Annotated in this window: 18 protein-coding genes; 3 read left to right on the forward strand and 15 right to left on the reverse strand. The window is 44.8% G+C overall.

The annotated features are described in order from the left end of the window. Window positions 1-71: 71 nt before the first annotated feature. The 3 genes from AXI59_RS04525 to AXI59_RS04535 form a co-directional block, all read right to left on the reverse strand. Complete coding sequence (locus AXI59_RS04525) at window positions 72-1,196, reverse strand: M14 family metallopeptidase (protein ID WP_061527556.1); 1,125 nt, start codon at window positions 1,194-1,196, stop codon at window positions 72-74. 83 nt (window positions 1,197-1,279) lie between these two features. Next, on the reverse strand, window positions 1,280-2,242 hold the full coding sequence (glcK, locus tag AXI59_RS04530; RefSeq protein WP_061521946.1) for a glucose kinase GlcK: 963 nt from the start codon (window positions 2,240-2,242) through the stop codon (window positions 1,280-1,282). 29 nt (window positions 2,243-2,271) lie between these two features. Continuing rightward, the gene (locus tag AXI59_RS04535; RefSeq protein WP_061521945.1) at window positions 2,272-2,487 is read right to left on the reverse strand and encodes a YqgQ family protein; all 216 of its coding nucleotides are present in this window, start codon (window positions 2,485-2,487) and stop codon (window positions 2,272-2,274) included. Window positions 2,488-2,689: 202 nt separating this feature from the next. Between AXI59_RS04535 and nhaC the strand changes: the two genes are divergently transcribed. After that, on the forward strand, window positions 2,690-4,054 hold the full coding sequence (nhaC, locus tag AXI59_RS04540) for a Na+/H+ antiporter NhaC (RefSeq protein WP_082791724.1): 1,365 nt from the start codon (window positions 2,690-2,692) through the stop codon (window positions 4,052-4,054). Between the two features lie 75 nt (window positions 4,055-4,129). Here the strand turns inward: nhaC and AXI59_RS19690 are convergent, their stop codons facing one another. The 3 genes from AXI59_RS19690 to rpmG form a co-directional block, all read right to left on the reverse strand. Beyond that, window positions 4,130-4,303 carry a hypothetical protein gene (locus AXI59_RS19690; protein WP_156476226.1) on the reverse strand — a complete coding sequence of 58 codons (174 nt, stop codon included), beginning with the start codon at window positions 4,301-4,303 and terminating at the stop codon, window positions 4,130-4,132. 72 nt (window positions 4,304-4,375) lie between these two features. Then, window positions 4,376-4,930, reverse strand: a complete 555-nt coding sequence (locus AXI59_RS04545) for a 5-formyltetrahydrofolate cyclo-ligase (protein WP_061521944.1) — start codon at window positions 4,928-4,930, stop codon at window positions 4,376-4,378. Between the two features lie 77 nt (window positions 4,931-5,007). Beyond that, window positions 5,008-5,157, reverse strand: a complete 150-nt coding sequence (gene rpmG, locus AXI59_RS19170) for a 50S ribosomal protein L33 (RefSeq protein ID WP_003153056.1) — start codon at window positions 5,155-5,157, stop codon at window positions 5,008-5,010. A gap of 348 nt (window positions 5,158-5,505) precedes the next feature. On the opposite strand from rpmG, the gene AXI59_RS04555 reads away from it, so the two are divergent. Both AXI59_RS04555 and AXI59_RS04560 read left to right on the forward strand, forming a co-directional pair. Then, window positions 5,506-5,859, forward strand: a complete 354-nt coding sequence (locus tag AXI59_RS04555; protein ID WP_003153047.1) for a hypothetical protein — start codon at window positions 5,506-5,508, stop codon at window positions 5,857-5,859. Further along, window positions 5,856-6,320 carry an endolytic transglycosylase MltG gene (locus AXI59_RS04560; protein ID WP_061521941.1) on the forward strand — a complete coding sequence of 155 codons (465 nt, stop codon included), beginning with the start codon at window positions 5,856-5,858 and terminating at the stop codon, window positions 6,318-6,320. The genes AXI59_RS04555 and AXI59_RS04560 overlap by 4 nt, the downstream gene beginning before the upstream one ends. A 99-nt stretch (window positions 6,321-6,419) precedes the next feature. Here AXI59_RS04560 and pstB (AXI59_RS04565) read toward each other — a convergent pair whose 3' ends face one another. The 9 genes from pstB (AXI59_RS04565) to AXI59_RS04605 form a co-directional block, all read right to left on the reverse strand. Further along, entirely contained in the window at window positions 6,420-7,202 is a 783-nt protein-coding gene (pstB, locus tag AXI59_RS04565) for a phosphate ABC transporter ATP-binding protein PstB (protein WP_061527526.1), read from the reverse strand. A gap of 11 nt (window positions 7,203-7,213) precedes the next feature. Beyond that, entirely contained in the window at window positions 7,214-8,017 is an 804-nt protein-coding gene (pstB, locus tag AXI59_RS04570; RefSeq protein ID WP_061527527.1) for a phosphate ABC transporter ATP-binding protein PstB, read from the reverse strand. Window positions 8,018-8,035: 18 nt separating this feature from the next. Further along, window positions 8,036-8,920, reverse strand: a complete 885-nt coding sequence (gene pstA / locus AXI59_RS04575; RefSeq protein ID WP_061527528.1) for a phosphate ABC transporter permease PstA — start codon at window positions 8,918-8,920, stop codon at window positions 8,036-8,038. Beyond that, the gene (gene pstC / locus AXI59_RS04580; RefSeq protein ID WP_061521937.1) at window positions 8,920-9,849 is read right to left on the reverse strand and encodes a phosphate ABC transporter permease subunit PstC; all 930 of its coding nucleotides are present in this window, start codon (window positions 9,847-9,849) and stop codon (window positions 8,920-8,922) included. Before pstC ends, pstA begins: the two co-directional genes overlap by 1 nt. A 48-nt stretch (window positions 9,850-9,897) precedes the next feature. Then, window positions 9,898-10,800 (reverse strand): phosphate ABC transporter substrate-binding protein, encoded by a 903-nt coding sequence (locus AXI59_RS04585; protein WP_061521936.1) that lies wholly within the window; start codon window positions 10,798-10,800, stop codon window positions 9,898-9,900. Between the two features lie 155 nt (window positions 10,801-10,955). Continuing rightward, window positions 10,956-13,103, reverse strand: a complete 2,148-nt coding sequence (gene pbpA / locus AXI59_RS04590; RefSeq protein WP_061527529.1) for a penicillin-binding protein 2A — start codon at window positions 13,101-13,103, stop codon at window positions 10,956-10,958. A 102-nt stretch (window positions 13,104-13,205) separates the two neighbouring features. Further along, entirely contained in the window at window positions 13,206-14,495 is a 1,290-nt protein-coding gene (locus AXI59_RS04595; RefSeq protein ID WP_061527530.1) for an MFS transporter, read from the reverse strand. 115 nt (window positions 14,496-14,610) lie between these two features. Continuing rightward, window positions 14,611-15,216, reverse strand: a complete 606-nt coding sequence (gene sodA / locus AXI59_RS04600; protein ID WP_061527531.1) for a superoxide dismutase SodA — start codon at window positions 15,214-15,216, stop codon at window positions 14,611-14,613. Between the two features lie 175 nt (window positions 15,217-15,391). After that, a complete protein-coding gene (locus AXI59_RS04605) occupies window positions 15,392-15,874 on the reverse strand; it encodes a DUF456 domain-containing protein (RefSeq protein ID WP_061521932.1) in 483 nt (160 codons plus the stop codon). Between the last annotated feature and the right edge of the window lie 72 nt (window positions 15,875-15,946).

Consider the following 15,946-nt stretch of genomic DNA (forward strand, 5'->3'; position numbering starts at 1 on the left):
AGCCTTCCCTCCATTCTTTTCTATTGTCCCATATTTGTTTATGTAAACAAATGAGAAATTTCATCTGTGACTCAAAAAATAAGCGACCTCCATAAAATGCCTTCCGTCGCTTTATAAATGTCAGCAAACATATGAAAAGGCAAAGGATTTTTTCCTTTCCCGAGCTCGATTGTATAGCCTTCTTTTCCATAATGCTGAATAAACCAATCTCTGAAACCGGCATGGCTGTCGATATCCCTTACGCCTTGATAGCGGTTTTCGCTTAATGCCTCAAACTCCCGAACGACTTGACTCGATTCTTCCGGCTCAATCCCCATGTATCCCCAATAGATTTCTTCCCCCTGTGTATGAAGGGCGATCAGCCTGTCAGGAGGCTGTTCCGTGATCAAACGGTGCATGGCTGCCGCCTCCGGTTCGGTCAGCGGAGCAGTGCCGGGAAAATCACGGTATGACGGAGCCTTCGGTTTGCGCTGGCGTTCAATGTCCCAATGAGCAGGAAAATGTTTATTTAAATCGACCCCGTTAATATTGGCCTTCCATTCGCGAAAATCAGGGCGGTGTTCATTTAAAGCAGACAGACATTCACTTTTTTCTGATAAAGCTTCACATCCGTAAAGGACAAGGTCAACTCCGTCCGGGTTCACCAGCGGGACGAAAGACAACGATGTCCGGCTGAATATGTCTAGAGAAGAATATCCGAATACGGTGTTATTTTCGCATAATGCCGTACAGTATTCTTTAAACCATCTGAGCGCAACAGACGTCGTAATCCATTCATTTGCGTGAAAAGATGCGTTCATGTGCACTTTTTTTCGAGCTGTATTCGCTCCTGCCTTCAGTTCATAAAGCGGTTTGCCTAAAACGGAGAAGCCGATTTGCCGGCATGTGACAAACGGAAAGACGGCTGTTATGTTTTTAATTTCTACTTCTGCCGCTTGAGCGCTGTAAATCCTTTCTTCCTTCAGCCAGTTATCTGCCGGAGAAATTTTTTTGCAGGTGCCGATGAAACGGGACAACTCACTAAGCGTCTCAATTACACCGTCTGAATGCTTATTCATGACATACCCGGGACAGAATAATTCATCGTTTTTTGCCGTTTCGTTAGCGCTTGCCAGAAGCCTTTCATCGATGTGAAGCAGCTGTGCAACGTCAGACATATTTTGTTTCACTTCAGGCTTTACACGAATTCCCGCCATGTTCATCCCCCTTTTTTTGTTACTATATGACAGAGGGGATAAAAAAAGAAAGCCGCCCGCTTTATGGGCAGGCAGACTTTCTGTCAGCAGTTTTGATGTTTCAGCCATTCATTTTTGGCAATCCACGCCCCGCCAATGACTCCGGCGTCATTGCCAAGCGACGCAATGGTAATGTCCGCAGCTTCTGCTGAACGCGGGAAAGCGGTTTTTTTAAAGGTCTCTTCCACTTTTGCCCGCAGAAGCTCACCGGCTCTTGAAACGCCTCCTCCGAGCACAATTTTGGTCGGATTCATGGCGCTTGCCAGATTTCCAAGCACAAGGCCGAGATGCTTTGCTACGTAATCGATTACTTCAAGCGCCGCCTCATCTTGTTGTTCTGCCGCTTCAAACACGTCGCGGGCCGTCAGATGACGTACCTGGGACAGCGTTGACTTTTCTGCTGTTTTAAGCTTTTCTTTTGCGATTCTGACAATGCCGGTTGCAGACGCGATTGTTTCGATGCAGCCCGACTTTCCGCAGTTGCACGGAGCCCCGCCTTCCGGGATGCTGCAAATATGGCCGATTTCTCCGCCGGCGCCGTTTTTTCCGTGAACGATTTCTCCATTTACGATAATGCCGCCGCCGACTCCCGTACCGAGAGTAACCAAAATGACATCCTTTGCCCCGTCTCCGGCGCCTTTCCACATTTCTCCGAGTGCGGCGATATTGGCATCGTTTTCAATGACGGCCGGGATGCCCGTTTCCGCCTCGATGTGATCTTTCAGGGGATAGTTTTTCCATCCCATGTTCGTTGTTTCATAGACCATTCCCGTCGCCATTTCAACAGGGCCGGGCGCTCCCATGCCGATCCATTTTACAATTCGTTTCGGCCTGTTCAATTCCTCCAGCTTTTGGTCAATAGTCTTTGCTATAGTGACCGTAATTGTATTTCCCGATTTATCGGTCGGAACCTCCCATTTATGCTGAATCTCGCCGTACATATTAATAAACGCCAGCTTGATCGTTGTTCCGCCCAGATCAATACCCGCAAACCATGTCTCTTCCATAGACTTTCTCCTTTTCTTAACATAACCTGCTATTTAACCTGTCTTTTGACCCGTTCTGATTCCTGCTGAAGAACACTTGCGGCCTTTTGCCACAGTTCTCTTTCAATCACGTTCGACAAGTACATTTCCTTTAATTCGTCTTTCATAAAGTCAATTTCCGCTTCTCTGTCACCGAAATATACAATGTGTCCGAATGACTTTAACAGCTGCTGTACGTCATAAAATGTTTTCATCTTTTTCACCATTTCTTTTCTTCATATAGTAAGCCTATTTCATCTCTGAACCGGGCGTCAAGCAAAAAACGCGTAGAAAAAATATCTTTGGGTTATTTCGATCATTTTATATTCATAATTGTAAAAAAACACGCATTTTTACTTTTTTCTGTTACAATACTTTCGTGCCCAAAAGCACAAAAGGATTAAAGTTTTGATTTGATGGGGTGTTGTTTTGAAACCAGAAAAAAGGCTGACTTTCAGATCAGCCATCAGTTTATTTCTCTTGATGTTAGCAGTCATTATTTCCTGTCTGTTTTTCTTTCATACCGAACCGCATATTCCGCTGTTTTTTTGCGTCGTGATTCTTTCAGCGGCCGGTTTATGGTACGGCTTTACATGGGAGAGCCTTGAAAAAGGGATAGTGAACGGAATTAAAAACGGGGTACAGCCCATTATTGTGCTGGCGCTGATCGGTGTTTTAATCGGCGCGTGGATGTACAGCGGTGCCATTCCGACCGTTACCGTTTACGCTTTATCGATTATTCAGCCGAGCCAGCTGCTTTTGACCGCATTATTTTCCTGCATGATCATCAGCACGCTTGTAGGCTCAAGCCTGACAACAGTCAGTACAATCGGTGTCGCGCTGTTAGGGGTAGCCAGCGCAGCAGGAGTTCCGCTTGAATGGACGGCAGGTGCAGTGATCTGCGGAGCTTGTTTCGGTGATAAAATGTCACCGATGTCCGACACAACCAATTTTGCCGCCGGAATCGGCGAAGTTCCGATTTTCACGCACATTCGCCATATGATGGGCACAACCGTTCCGGCTTTGCTGATTACTATCGTACTCTTTTATTTTCTCGGTGTATCCGTTTCAACAAATACTGCTTCGACTCAGAATATTGAGGCTGTCATTATCGGCATTAAAGAAGCCGCACACGTCACTCCTTGGGCGCTGCTCTCTCCTCTTTTGGTGATCGTGCTCGCGGTCAGACGGATTCCGGTGATTCCGGTGCTTACTGCCGGCATTATTTCTTCAGGCCTTCTGACAGCTGTTTTTATTCCTGACAGCAGTGTTCAGGGATTCATGTCAGCCCTTCAAAACGGCACAATGTTTAAAACCGGCAATCAGGCGGTTGCCAGCATTATTAACAGGGGCGGGCTTCAATCCATGATGGGATCAGTCTCTCTGATCATGATCGCTTTCGCCCTTGGCGGCTTGATGGAAAAAACAGGTCTGATTTCGGCGCTGTTACAAGGTCTGACAAAAGGTGTTCATACGAAAGGGCGGCTTGTCTTGGCGACCGTCTGCTCAAGTATAGGAGTAAATCTCGCGACAGGCGAGCAGTATTTATCAATTTTAATTCCGGGTCAATCATATAAACCATTATATGACAGCCTCAATATTAAACGGGTTCATCTTGCCCGATCACTTGAGGACGGCGGGACATTGATCAACCCATTGATTCCTTGGGGTGTAAGCGGTGCTTTCATGGCAAGCGCATTAGGCGTATCGGTTATTGACTATTTACCGTTTACCTTTTTCCTTTATATCTCTCCAATGATTTCAATCTTGCTCGGGTTCCTCAAAAAAACATGACAAAATTCAAACGCCTGCCGGCAGCAATCGGCAGGTTTTTTTGCGCAAAAAAATCCCGCTTTAAATCGGGATTTTTTAAAATGCCTGCTGAATAAATTTATTTCTGATGAACGGTATCTTTAAAAAGAAGTGAATAAACGATTGTCTGATTCGCGGCTGACTGAGCACGCTGTTCATAAGACGGTACCGATTTTGATAAACAGCAAAAACAGAAACAGCGCATAAAGAATAGATCAACAACTTTTTCATAATATCCCTCCTGCCCCTATCGTTTGTTAAATGACGATAATTATTCTGAGCGGAAGAAAATTTCCGTAAACATCAGGTGATGGTTTCACTTTCGGTCAACAATATGTCAACCGGAATATCGTGGGGCATTCGGGGAATGTCATTTGTGAGCTGGCAATCAAAAAGAAGTGAAACGGTGCGGCCGTCATAACCGGCCAGAAAACGATCATAATATCCCCCGCCATAACCGATTCTGAAGCCTTCGCGGTCAAAGCCTACGCCGGGCACGATCACCAGATCAATGGCCTTTTGCTTCACTTCCTCCGTCCGGCTTACGATCGGTTCGCTGAGGCCCGCATACACGGTTTCAAGCTGATCATCTGAGGAGAAGGTGCGAAACTGCATGGCTCCTGTACCGGGTGAACATTTTGGTATGCACACTTGTTTTCCCTCTTTCCAAGCCTGTTCAATAATCGGCCGCGTCGGGATTTCCAGGCCTCTTGAGATGGTGATGGCGATCATGCGGGCTTGCTCCCATTCCTTTAACGAAAAAAGCTTTTCGCATATCATCAGGAATTTAGCTTCCCATTCACTTTCTGTTATTTCTGAAAGCTTTGTTTTTATTTTTTTTCGGATTTGTGCTTTCACGTTTCTCAGCCTCCTGAAAGACAAAAAAGCCAGAACTTTTATCAAAGCTCCAGCTTTTGTCACCGTTTTTAAACAGCTTATTTTGTTTCACGGTGTAACGTAGATTTTTTATCACGTGGGCAATATTTTTTAAATTCAACGCGGTCTGGATTGTTGCGTTTGTTCTTTTTAGAAATATAGTTACGCTCACCACATTCAGTGCAAGCCAAAGTAATATTAACGCGCATTATTTTCCCTCCAAACTAAATATCATTTACTTATTCAGACTTATATATAATACCACTATAATGGACGGAAAGCTAGAGCTGTTTTGAATGAAATGTTTTTTATTAAGAAGAAATCATAAGATCATTCTTATAATTCTCAAACCGGCCCGCTGCAAAGCAATGACAGAAAATGACGAAGCAGGCCAAAAAAGGGCTTTTTACAGCGAATGTTATAGTGAAGTAAACGTTTATGCGCCAAACATAAAAGATTTCCCGACAAAATTCTGTTTTTTTCTCTAATTCCTTTTGAATGCCGGCGTTTTATGGTATAAAAAAGAAGGGCAAATTAATAATAGAAGGTGATGAAACGTGGAAATTGCTATTATTGCGTTGTTTATCGTCAGTATAGCGCTTATTGCATTCTCATATTCTCAAAGAGATCCGATGAAAGACGTAGAACAGGAGCTTGAAACGCTTCAGCTCTCAGCCATGCAGGAAATTTACAAGTTAAAAAAGAAAATGACGGTGCTTGAAGAAGAATTGCTGGAAACCAACTTGGTCATCCGCAAAGCAAAAAGCAGCGGCATTAATCAAAAAATCGCCAAACAAATCATTTCAAAATACAACAACGGGATGTCCGCTGAGGCCATCGCAAAAGCAGAGCACGTGTCTGTCGAGGATGTCAATACGATTATTAAAGACAACGAGAAGGTGCTCGTATGACGAAACGGGGCATTCAGGCTTTTGCCGCAGGTATCATTTTAGCGACAGCCGTCCTCGCCGCTGTCTTTTATTTGACTGACAATGACCAAGCGTCTGCCGTCAAAACTGAAAAAACGGCGCTGACTGAAAAAGAAGTAAACAGCTACCTCGACTCTCAGCAAAAAGTTTCGGTCAACCGGGACGATTATCAAAAACTGCTTGATTCAAAAGAAAAATCCTTAAACACAGACCAAAATTCAGACACAAAAAAGAAAAAGAAAACATATAAACTGACGATTAAAGACGGAATGAGCACCGCTGATGTGTCGTCTATTCTTGAAAAAGAAGGGATCATTCCTTCTGCAGAAGACTTTAATGATTATGTGATTGACGCGGGCTACCATAAAGAAATCCGCGCCGGCCATTTTAAAGTAGATTCAGATATGAGCTTCAAAAAACTTGTCAAAACATTAACCCGCTAAAAAAGCTTGCTGGCATCATCCATTCAGGTGGATACGGCCGACAGGCTTTTTTTAATGAACGGCAAAAACGGGCCAAGTCATGTGACCAAGCCCGCCTTTTCAGCCGAATTTTCCGGTGATATATTCATGTGTTTTTTGATGATCCGGCTGCGAAAAGATTTTGTCCGTATCGCCGCACTCTACCAGCTCTCCCATATAGAAAAAAGCAGTTTGATCAGAAACCCTCGCAGCCTGCTGCATGTTATGCGTCACAATGACAATGGTGTAATTTTCTTTCAGATTCAAAATGAGTTCTTCAATTTTCCGGGTCGAAACAGGGTCCAAAGCAGACGTCGGTTCATCCATTAATAGCACATCCGGCTTTGTCGCCAGCGCCCTCGCGATACAAAGACGCTGCTGCTGGCCGCCTGATAATGATAGCGCCTGCTGATGCAGGCGATCCTTCACTTCATCCCAGAGCGCCGCTGCCTTCAAAGACTCCTCGGCGATCTCAAGCAGCTTCTTCTTATTTTTTTCACCGTGAATTTTCGGTCCGTATACGACATTCTCAAAGATAGATTGCGGGAACGGATTGCCTTTTTGGAATACCATACCGATCTGTTTTCTTAATTCTGCCGCATCCGTTTTTTCCTTCAGCAAGTTGCGCCCGTTATAAAACATATCACCCGTCACTTTGACATTCGGAGCCATTTGCAGCATTAAGTTTAATGTTTTAATAAAAGTAGATTTACCGCAGCCGGACGGCCCGATAATGGCAGTCACCTTATTCTGTTCAAAGCCGATATTTATATCCTTTAAAGCATGATGGGCGCCGTACCATACGTTCATCCCGCGAATGTCATACAAATGCTGTGTATTTACAGCTTCTTTCACAACGCTCACAGCCCTTCCCCCTATCCGAACTTTCCGTTAATATAATCATCTGTCTTCTGTGTCTTAGGGCTCGTGAAAATCTGTTCTGTCTGCCCGTATTCCACTACTTCTCCGTTTAGAAAGAAAGCCGTGCGGTCTGAAACCCTCAAAGCCTGCTGCATGTTATGCGTAACGATAATAATCGAATACTCTTTTTTAAGGTCGGTCAAAAGCTCCTCAATTTTGGCGTTTGAAATGGGGTCAAGGGCTGAGGCCGGTTCATCCAGAAGAAGCACGGCCGGCTTCATGGCAAGTGTTCGCGCAATGCACAGCCGCTGCTGCTGCCCCCCAGATAACGAAAGGGCTGACGAATGCAGACGGTCTTTCACTTCATCCCAAAGCGCCGCTTTCGTTAAGCTTTCTTCCACCGCCTCATCCAGCACGGCTTTTCTTCGTTCTCCCGCATACCGTAATGCATGCGTGATGTTATTGTAAATCGATTTCGGAAAAGGATTCGGTTTTTGAAAAACCATTCCGATTTCCCGTCTGAGCTGCACGACATTAATCGCTGCTCCTAAAATATTCAGCCCTTCATAAAGGATTTCTCCCTCGCTTTTGGCAGACGGTATGGAATCATTCATTCTGTTAATCTGCCTCAGAAACGTCGATTTGCCGCAGCCGGACGGGCCGATAAGGGCAGTGACCGCGTGTTTTTCAATATCCATGCTGATATGCCGGACCGCTTGTTTTTCGCCGTAAAAGATGGATAAATCCTTAACCTCCAAAACCGAAGTTCCTGGCGATAACGCTGTCTGTTCTTCTTCCTTTACGATGTGGTCAATCATGTTTCCGCCTCTTTTCAATTAGTTTGCCGTAAGCTTCTTATAAATGGCTGATCCGAGCCATCTTGCCGAAAGATTAAACAGGAGCACCGAAATGACAAGCACCGCCGAGCCGCCGTTAGCAATCGCTTCCGCATCGGGAATGATGCCTTGAGTATTGACACTCCATATATGAACCGCCAGCGTCTCAGCCGGCCTGAAAATGTTAAAAGGAGACGTTTCAGAAAACGGGTTCCAATCAGTAAAGTTCAGCCGAGGCGTCGTCAGCCCCGCGGTAAATAATAATGCTGCCGCTTCCCCGAAAACTCTTCCTGATGCCAAAATGGCGCCTGTCATAATTGAAGGAATCGCACTTGGAATCATGACGGTCTTCACGGTATGCCATCTGGATACGCCTAAAGCGAGAGAGGCTTCTTTCAATTCCTTTGGCACGGCGGTGAGCGCCCCCTCTGTCACCCTCACCATAACAGGGAGATTAAAGACGGTTAATGCGAGTGCGCCGCCGATAATGGTGTACCCCCATCCTGTCAGATTTACAAACATCAGCATACCGAACATGCCGATGACAATTGACGGGAGAGAAGACAGAACTTCAATACACGTTCTGATAAAATCAGTGATTTTATTTTGCGGGGCATATTCAGCCATAAACACGCCGCCCCCTACGCCGAGCGGGATCGTGATCAGCATCGTCAAAAACAGAATGTAAAAGGAGTTAAACAGCTGATCGCGTATTCCTCCGCCTGAGGCAATGGCGCTGGATTTTGTCGTGATGAAATGCCAGCTGAGCTCAGAGACACCGTGAATAATTATATACAGAAACAAACCTGCCAAAATTGCCGCGATGACAGCGGCACATAAACCGAATACACCGGTCGCCAATTTATCCGTTATTTTTCGGTTCATTACACTTTCCTCCTAGATGACAAGTAGCGTATGAGTAAAATAAAGAGAAACGACATGACGAGAAGAACAAGCCCCATAGACCATAACGTATTATTTTCGATACTGCCGTATGTGGTGTGGCCCATGTTTAATGTAATGATGGTTGTTAACGTCCCTGCCGTATCAAGCAGGCTTTCCGGCAGGAGCTTTGCATTTCCGATCACCATCTGTACAGCGAGAGCTTCTCCGAACGCTCTTGCCATCCCGAGAACGACAGCGGTCAGCAAGGTCGGAAACGCCGCCGGGACAAGCACCTTTCTGATCGTCTGCCACCTCGTGGCACCAAGTGCATATGAACCTTCCCGAAGATGCTTCGGAAGTGACGCGAGCGCATCGGCAGAAATCGATGTGACCGTCGGCAGAATCATAACGGAAAGCACGATCGTTCCCGCCAATAAGCTGTGGCCCGTTCCGCTCGTTTTAAAAGAACCGATAAACGGAACCAATACTGTAAGACCTATGAATCCATAAACGACAGACGGAATGCCGACAAGCAGCTCAATGACCGGCTGGAGCACTTTTTTTCCCCATGTCGGCGCAATTTCCGTCATAAAAACGGCACCAGCAATACCGAGAGGCGCTGCGATCAAAGCGGAAAGAACCGTGACGGCAAATGAGCCGAAAATAAAAGGCAGAGCGCCGAACTCAGGTTTTGCCTGGGTTGGATTCCAATTCAGACTTGTTAAGAATTCAATCGGGCTTACACCATTTATAAAAAAAGATTGCAGCCCCTTTATGCCGAGAAAGATTGTAATCGCAGCTGATGCCGCAATGATAATCGCCGCACAAACCGACACGATCACCCTTCCCCGGACTTCATCCAATTGCCTGTTTTGCTTTGAGCTGATTAAGCGTTCGCTTACAGACTCTTTTTCTCTATGATTTATCATATGTTTACACTCCTATAAATGAGAAGAGGCGGGAAGCCCGCCCTCCCCTCAGCTTTGCTTGCCGCTTGCGTCCCGTGTGACTTTCATATCTGAGATCGGAATGTAGCCCTGATCTTTCACGACGCTTTTCTGTACTTCATCACTGTTCAAATAGTCGAGAAATGTTTTCGTAAGGCCTGACGCTTCACCTTTCGTATAAGAGTGCTCGTAAGCCCAAATCGGATACTCTCCGGTTACGACATTTTTCTCTTCCGGTTTGATGCCTCCGATTGATAAAGGCGTTACTTTGTCATCGTTTATATAAGAGAACGCTAGATAACCGATCGCTCCCGGTGTTTCTGCAATGATTTTTTTCACAGTATTAGAGGAATCCTCTGTTATGCCCTCTGCCGGCTCTGCTCCGTCCAGTGCATATTTGACAAACGTAGCGCGTGTTCCTGATGAATCAGGGCGGTTGACAAGCGTAATCTTTTGATCCTTGCCGCCAAGCTCTTTCCAGTTTTTGATTTTACCTGTAAACACGTCTGTCAATTGTTTTTTCGTTACATCCTTCACACCCGTACCAGGGTTGACTGCAGCAGCCATTGCCACTACCGCTACACGGTGGTCTTTTAGGGCTTTAGCATCAATGCCTTCCTTTTCTTCAGCAAATACGTCTGAGTTACCGATTTGAACCGCACCCTCAGCTACTTGAGAAAGCCCTGTGCCAGAACCTCCCGCTTGCACCTGCACATCAGCATCCGGATGTTTTTCCATAAACTTTTCCGCCGCTGCCAGTACTAACGGCTGCATGGCTGATGAACCAGAAATGGTTAAAGAACCTGATGCTTTTTTGTCTTCACTTGCAGATTGACTGTCTGTCTTGCCGCTTTCCTTTGCATTTCCGCATGCTGCAGCAACGATCATAACAGCAGCCATCAGAAGCATAAGCATCCATTTGTTTTTTTTCATTTCCTGAATTCCCCCTGCGTATAATGTGTAATTTGTCCTACACGTATAGACTAAAGGCTTCGTGTAAAAAGCGTATAAATCGAATGTAAAGGTTTTGTAAATCTAATTGTTTTTTTGTATAAAAAAAACGCCCACATGATGTGAGCGTTTTTCTTTTAGTTATTAGTATTGCCGTTTTCGGCTGCTTTTTGAATTTTATCTTCGTTTTTCTGCTTCGTATTATCATCTTCTTGCTTCTTTTTCAGCTCGAAGTATTTGTCTAATGCTGCTCTCCCTATATCATCCGTAATTGAATACCGGGCACTGTAATCAATATAGGCCCAAGGAACGACTACGGAAATGGCCACTTCAGGATTATCGGCAGGTGCATAAGCAACAAGAGTTGTATTATAAGTACCTTCACCTGTCTCTGATTTGTCAGGTCCGTCATAGAAAGATTGGGCCGTACCTGTTTTTCCGGCAGGACTGTATTTTGCGGTTGCAAAATCAGTGGCGGCTGTTCCTTTTGTCATTACACGTCTGAACCCTGCCTGCACTTCTTTGATATCTGTAGTATTCATATCGACCTTATTTAATACTTGAGGCTGAACAGATTCAACTACAGCCCCGATCCCTTTTTTGGCATCCGGCTGTCTGACTTCTTTCACAAGCTGAGGTTTTAAACGATAGCCTCCGTTGGCAATAGTTGATACATACTGGGCCATTTGCAGCGGTGTATACGTATCATACTGACCGATCGCAAAGTCTAACAGAAGACCGGAAATTCGTTGTGTTCCTTGATACCCGGTTGCTTCATTCGGAAGATCTATTCCCGTCTTGACTCCAAGTCCGAATTGATTGAAGTAATATCGGAATGTATCAAATGCCTTCATATCAAGCGGAAGCGACTGGCCTTTCCTATATTCCCCTTTACCGAGAGCAATCGCTGTTTTAAACATAAAAACGTTTGATGATTCTTGGAGCGCTTTTTGAATGTCTACTGGTCCTAAATTCGTCCACGATTTTTTCGGCTTACTGCTCCCTTTGAAATACAAAGGTTCATCCTGAAAAACGGTATTTAAATTAATCGCGCCCGTTTGGAGTCCCGTTAATACAGTCGCTCCCTTAACGGCTGACCCCATCGCATAGGAGGAAGTCATTGCACCGAGGGCATAATCATTAATCTTGTACTTTCCGTGATCATTCGTAATCTGTTTACCGGCCATTGTCAGCACTTCTCCGTTTTTCGGATTCATCATGACGACAAAAGCGCGGTCCAGCAGCTTTGTACTCGGTCTTGCTTTTGCTTCTCTTAAATTTTTCTCAATTATTTTTTCAACGGACTTCTGCAAGTCCATATCAATGGTTAAAACTAAATCCTTGCCGGCCTGTCCTTTCGTTATCACTTTGCTTCCCGTGACATTGCCGGATGAGTCGGTCAAGTTCTGCACTTTCTCTTTTTGGCCCTGCAGCAGACTCTCATATTGATACTCTAAATAGCTTTTTCCGACCCTGTCATTACGGCTGTAGCCGAGTGACAAATAATGTTCAAGCAAATTGGACGGAAGACCTTCACTAGAACTGGACACACTGCCGAGCAGCGTGCGAATCAGGCTTTTGTAAGGATAAGACCGCTCCCAGTCAGACGTCACGTCAACCCCCGGCAATTCATCTAAATGCTCGCTGACGACGGCCATTTCTTTTGCCGACACGCCTTCATTTTTGATGTATTGCGGCGTCAGTGAATAGCCTGAGTCCATTTGCCTTTTTATCGCTAAAATCTGCATATCTTTTGAGGTGAGCTCATTCAGCTGTTTGTCCGTGATGCGTTTAAGCTGAAGCTGGTATAAGTCATCGTCAGACAGTTTTTTGTCCTCAGCTTTTTGTTGTTCTTTGGCCGTAATCAGTTTCTTTGCCTCTTTCGGCCTCGTTAAAATCCAATAATCTTTTTTATCCCGCTCAGTCACCTTTTTGGTGCTAACCTTAATCATACCGGACAGCTTTTTCGCGATTTTTAAACGCTGCGCCTGAGTAGTTGAGGTAGAGCGTGTATATGTAATCGCATTTAAAGCTTTATTCGTTACGATGGGATTGAGGTTTCGGTCATAGATTTTCCCTCTCGGAACCGCCGTGCTGACATCGGATTCCTCCTGTTTATTGGCGGCATTTTTATAATCATCGCCTTGGACGATCTGCTTGATGCCAAGCTCGACGATAATCCAAGTGAAAATAAGAAACGCGGCCAAAAACAAAAGATTAAGCCGTATCGGCAGTGTTTTTTTCTTTTCTTTATTTCCTGCTATTTTCTTTTTATTTCTCCTCATGACATCACCTTTTCTTATTTACAGAAAGAAATGACACCCTCTATTCAGGTGCCATTTTTCATTCTAAAGGTTTTTTCGATATTTTTCTACAGATAACCCCTTTTATCTTTCTCCTTTTATAAAATTCGGTTCGGCGGCCCGTTTTTGTCGGTCTTCTTCCACTGTTTCATCAGAGGTTTCTGTCTCCAGCTTGATATCTTTTATGAAGTAATAAATCAGCGGGTGGCCGGCTCCGAGCAAAACGAGCGCCGCCGGTATCCCCACGTCTTCTTTCAGCAGCGTAACGATAAGGAGAAAGCAAAGGATCGAAACGATTCTCCCTGCATTTAAAAATAATTCTCTGAGCACAATGTATTCAATTCTCGCCTTTCTGGCCAGCCGCGCCCGGCCTATGACATCGTATGTAAGCGAGACGTATGGCACAAGCAGCACGGGATAGCCGATCGCAATAAACACTCCGTATATGAGGAGGGTGGTGAAGCTCATGTGAAAAAGGATGAGAAACAGCGCGCCGTACAAAATCAATCCGCCGATGAGAATCGCCTTTTTTCTCGCTCTTTTTTTAATGAGCCTTGAAGCGAAATAGTAAGCAAAAAAAGCAACGGCGGAGTTGACGAGTCCAAAGGTTCCGAGCGCAAGCTCACTGTTCGTGGCTATAAATACAAATACGCTGATCAAAAAGACAAAGATCCCTTCTCTCAAGCCCTGAAAAAAATGCGCATTGGTAATCCGCCGCCAATTCATATTCGTATGACGCTCATCAAAAACCTTTCTCAGCATAAAACGCCCTTTTGATTCTCTGCGCTTCAGAAAAAAACTCATCACGACGGCAAGAGCAAATAAACCGAGAGACAGGCTGAAAATGATCGTATAACCTGTATTATTTGTAAGCCTTGAGATGACAAATCCGGCTACAATCGGACCGATCATACCCGCCGTTGAAGACAAGATGCCTAAAAACCCGTTGAAAAAATCTCTCGTTTCAGGCTCTGTAATTTCAAAGGTCAGCACGTTAAAGGCCAGCCAATAAAAGCCATAGCCCACTCCAAGCACTGCACCTATCAATACAAGACGTGAAGCAGCGGTCTCCCCGGCAAGCAGTACACTTAAATAAAAGGCGGCCAAAAAAATAACGCCGAATCTGAGGATAAACACCCTGTCTATTTTTTTTGCCAGCCGCCCGGCCAAAAGAAAGGTTAACGGCTGCATCGTCACGATCGATAAATTGTATATGGCTAAATCAATAAATTTTCCTGACTGCTTCCACAAATACACGTTGACAAATGTATTTGACAGCGCGATGCCCAGTGAGTAAAGGCCGCCAATCGTCAATAAAAGCAGCAGCCCTTTATTTATTTCGATGTCGCCAATTACTTTTTTTAATTTGCTCATCATTGACTCCCCTTTACTACACATTAGTTTGTCTCACTCAAACCGAGATATGTAAAAGGAATAAAAGTCAATAAAAAAACAAGGCCTCCTTTAGGAGACCTTGTGATGATTGCAATTATTTTGCTTCGCTGTAAAGGCGGGAAACTTCATCCCAATTTACAACATTCCAGAAAGCTGAAATGTAGTCAGGACGGCGGTTTTGGTAGTTCAGGTAGTAAGCATGCTCCCAAACATCAAGACCGAGAATAGGCGTTTTGCCTTCTGAAAGCGGTGAATCTTGGTTTGGCGTGCTTGTGATTTCAAGTTTTCCATTGTTTACAACAAGCCAAGCCCAGCCTGAGCCGAAACGGCCTGTTGCTGCTGCCGCGAATTTTTCTTTGAATGCATCAAAGCTTCCGAATACGCTTTTAATCTCTTCAGCAAGCTCTCCTGTCGGTTCGCCTCCGCCGTTTGGAGATAAAAGAGTCCAGAATAAAGAGTGGTTTGCATGTCCGCCGCCATTGTTGCGGACTGCTGCGCGGATGTCTTCCGGCACTGCGTTTAAATCAGCGACAAGCTCGTCTACAGATTTCTCTGCAAGCGCTGATCCTTCGATCGCTTTGTTTAAGTTCGTTACGTATGTGTTATGGTGCTTCGTATGGTGAATCGTCATTGTTTCCTTGTCGATATGCGGTTCTAAAGCATCATAAGCATAAGGCAGTTCTGGAAGTTTGTAAGCCATAATTTTTTCCTCCTTTAAATATATGTACTGAAATGCCGCTTTTAGCGAACTTTTCTAAATTCAATGTAACAAAAGAAAGCATGGTAATCAATGAAAAAGCTCACAATTCGGCGATTCCAGCAGACATAATACACTTTATCCGATAACGCCTGCCGTTAAACCTTCCTTAAGCCGTTTACAGAACCGTCCATAAAAAATACCCGATCATAAAAAGCTGGATGACGCTCTTTGCGACAACACTCGTTAAAAATCCGATTAATGACCCTAATCCGACTTTAACCGCTGATTTCATATCCTTTTGATGAACAAAAATCTCAGCACAGACAGCTCCGATAAACGGGCCTAAAATAATTCCGGCAACGGGAATGACAAAGGGACCGATCAATAAGCCGATCGTGCTTCCCCAAATGGCAGCCCTGCTTCCTCCGTACCTTTTGACGCCAAGTAAATTTGACACATAGTCAGCGGCGAATAAAACCGCAGCAAAGACCGCCTCGACGAGCCAAAACAGATAGGAATAAGGACTGAATGAAAACAAAAATCCATAAAGGATAAATCCGGCCACAATAAAGATGACGCTCGGAATCGCCGGATATACAAGGCCGATAAAAGCGACGGCAAAAACAACGGCGATAATCAGCCAATATAAAATACTCATTTTTTAAAAACCCTCCTCTGATTGCGGGCGGATCACCGCTTCCGCTTTTTTCTTATTATGTATGATTCCTTA

Source organism: Bacillus nakamurai (assembly GCF_001584325.1).
Taxonomy (GTDB): Bacteria; Bacillota; Bacilli; order Bacillales; family Bacillaceae; genus Bacillus; species Bacillus nakamurai.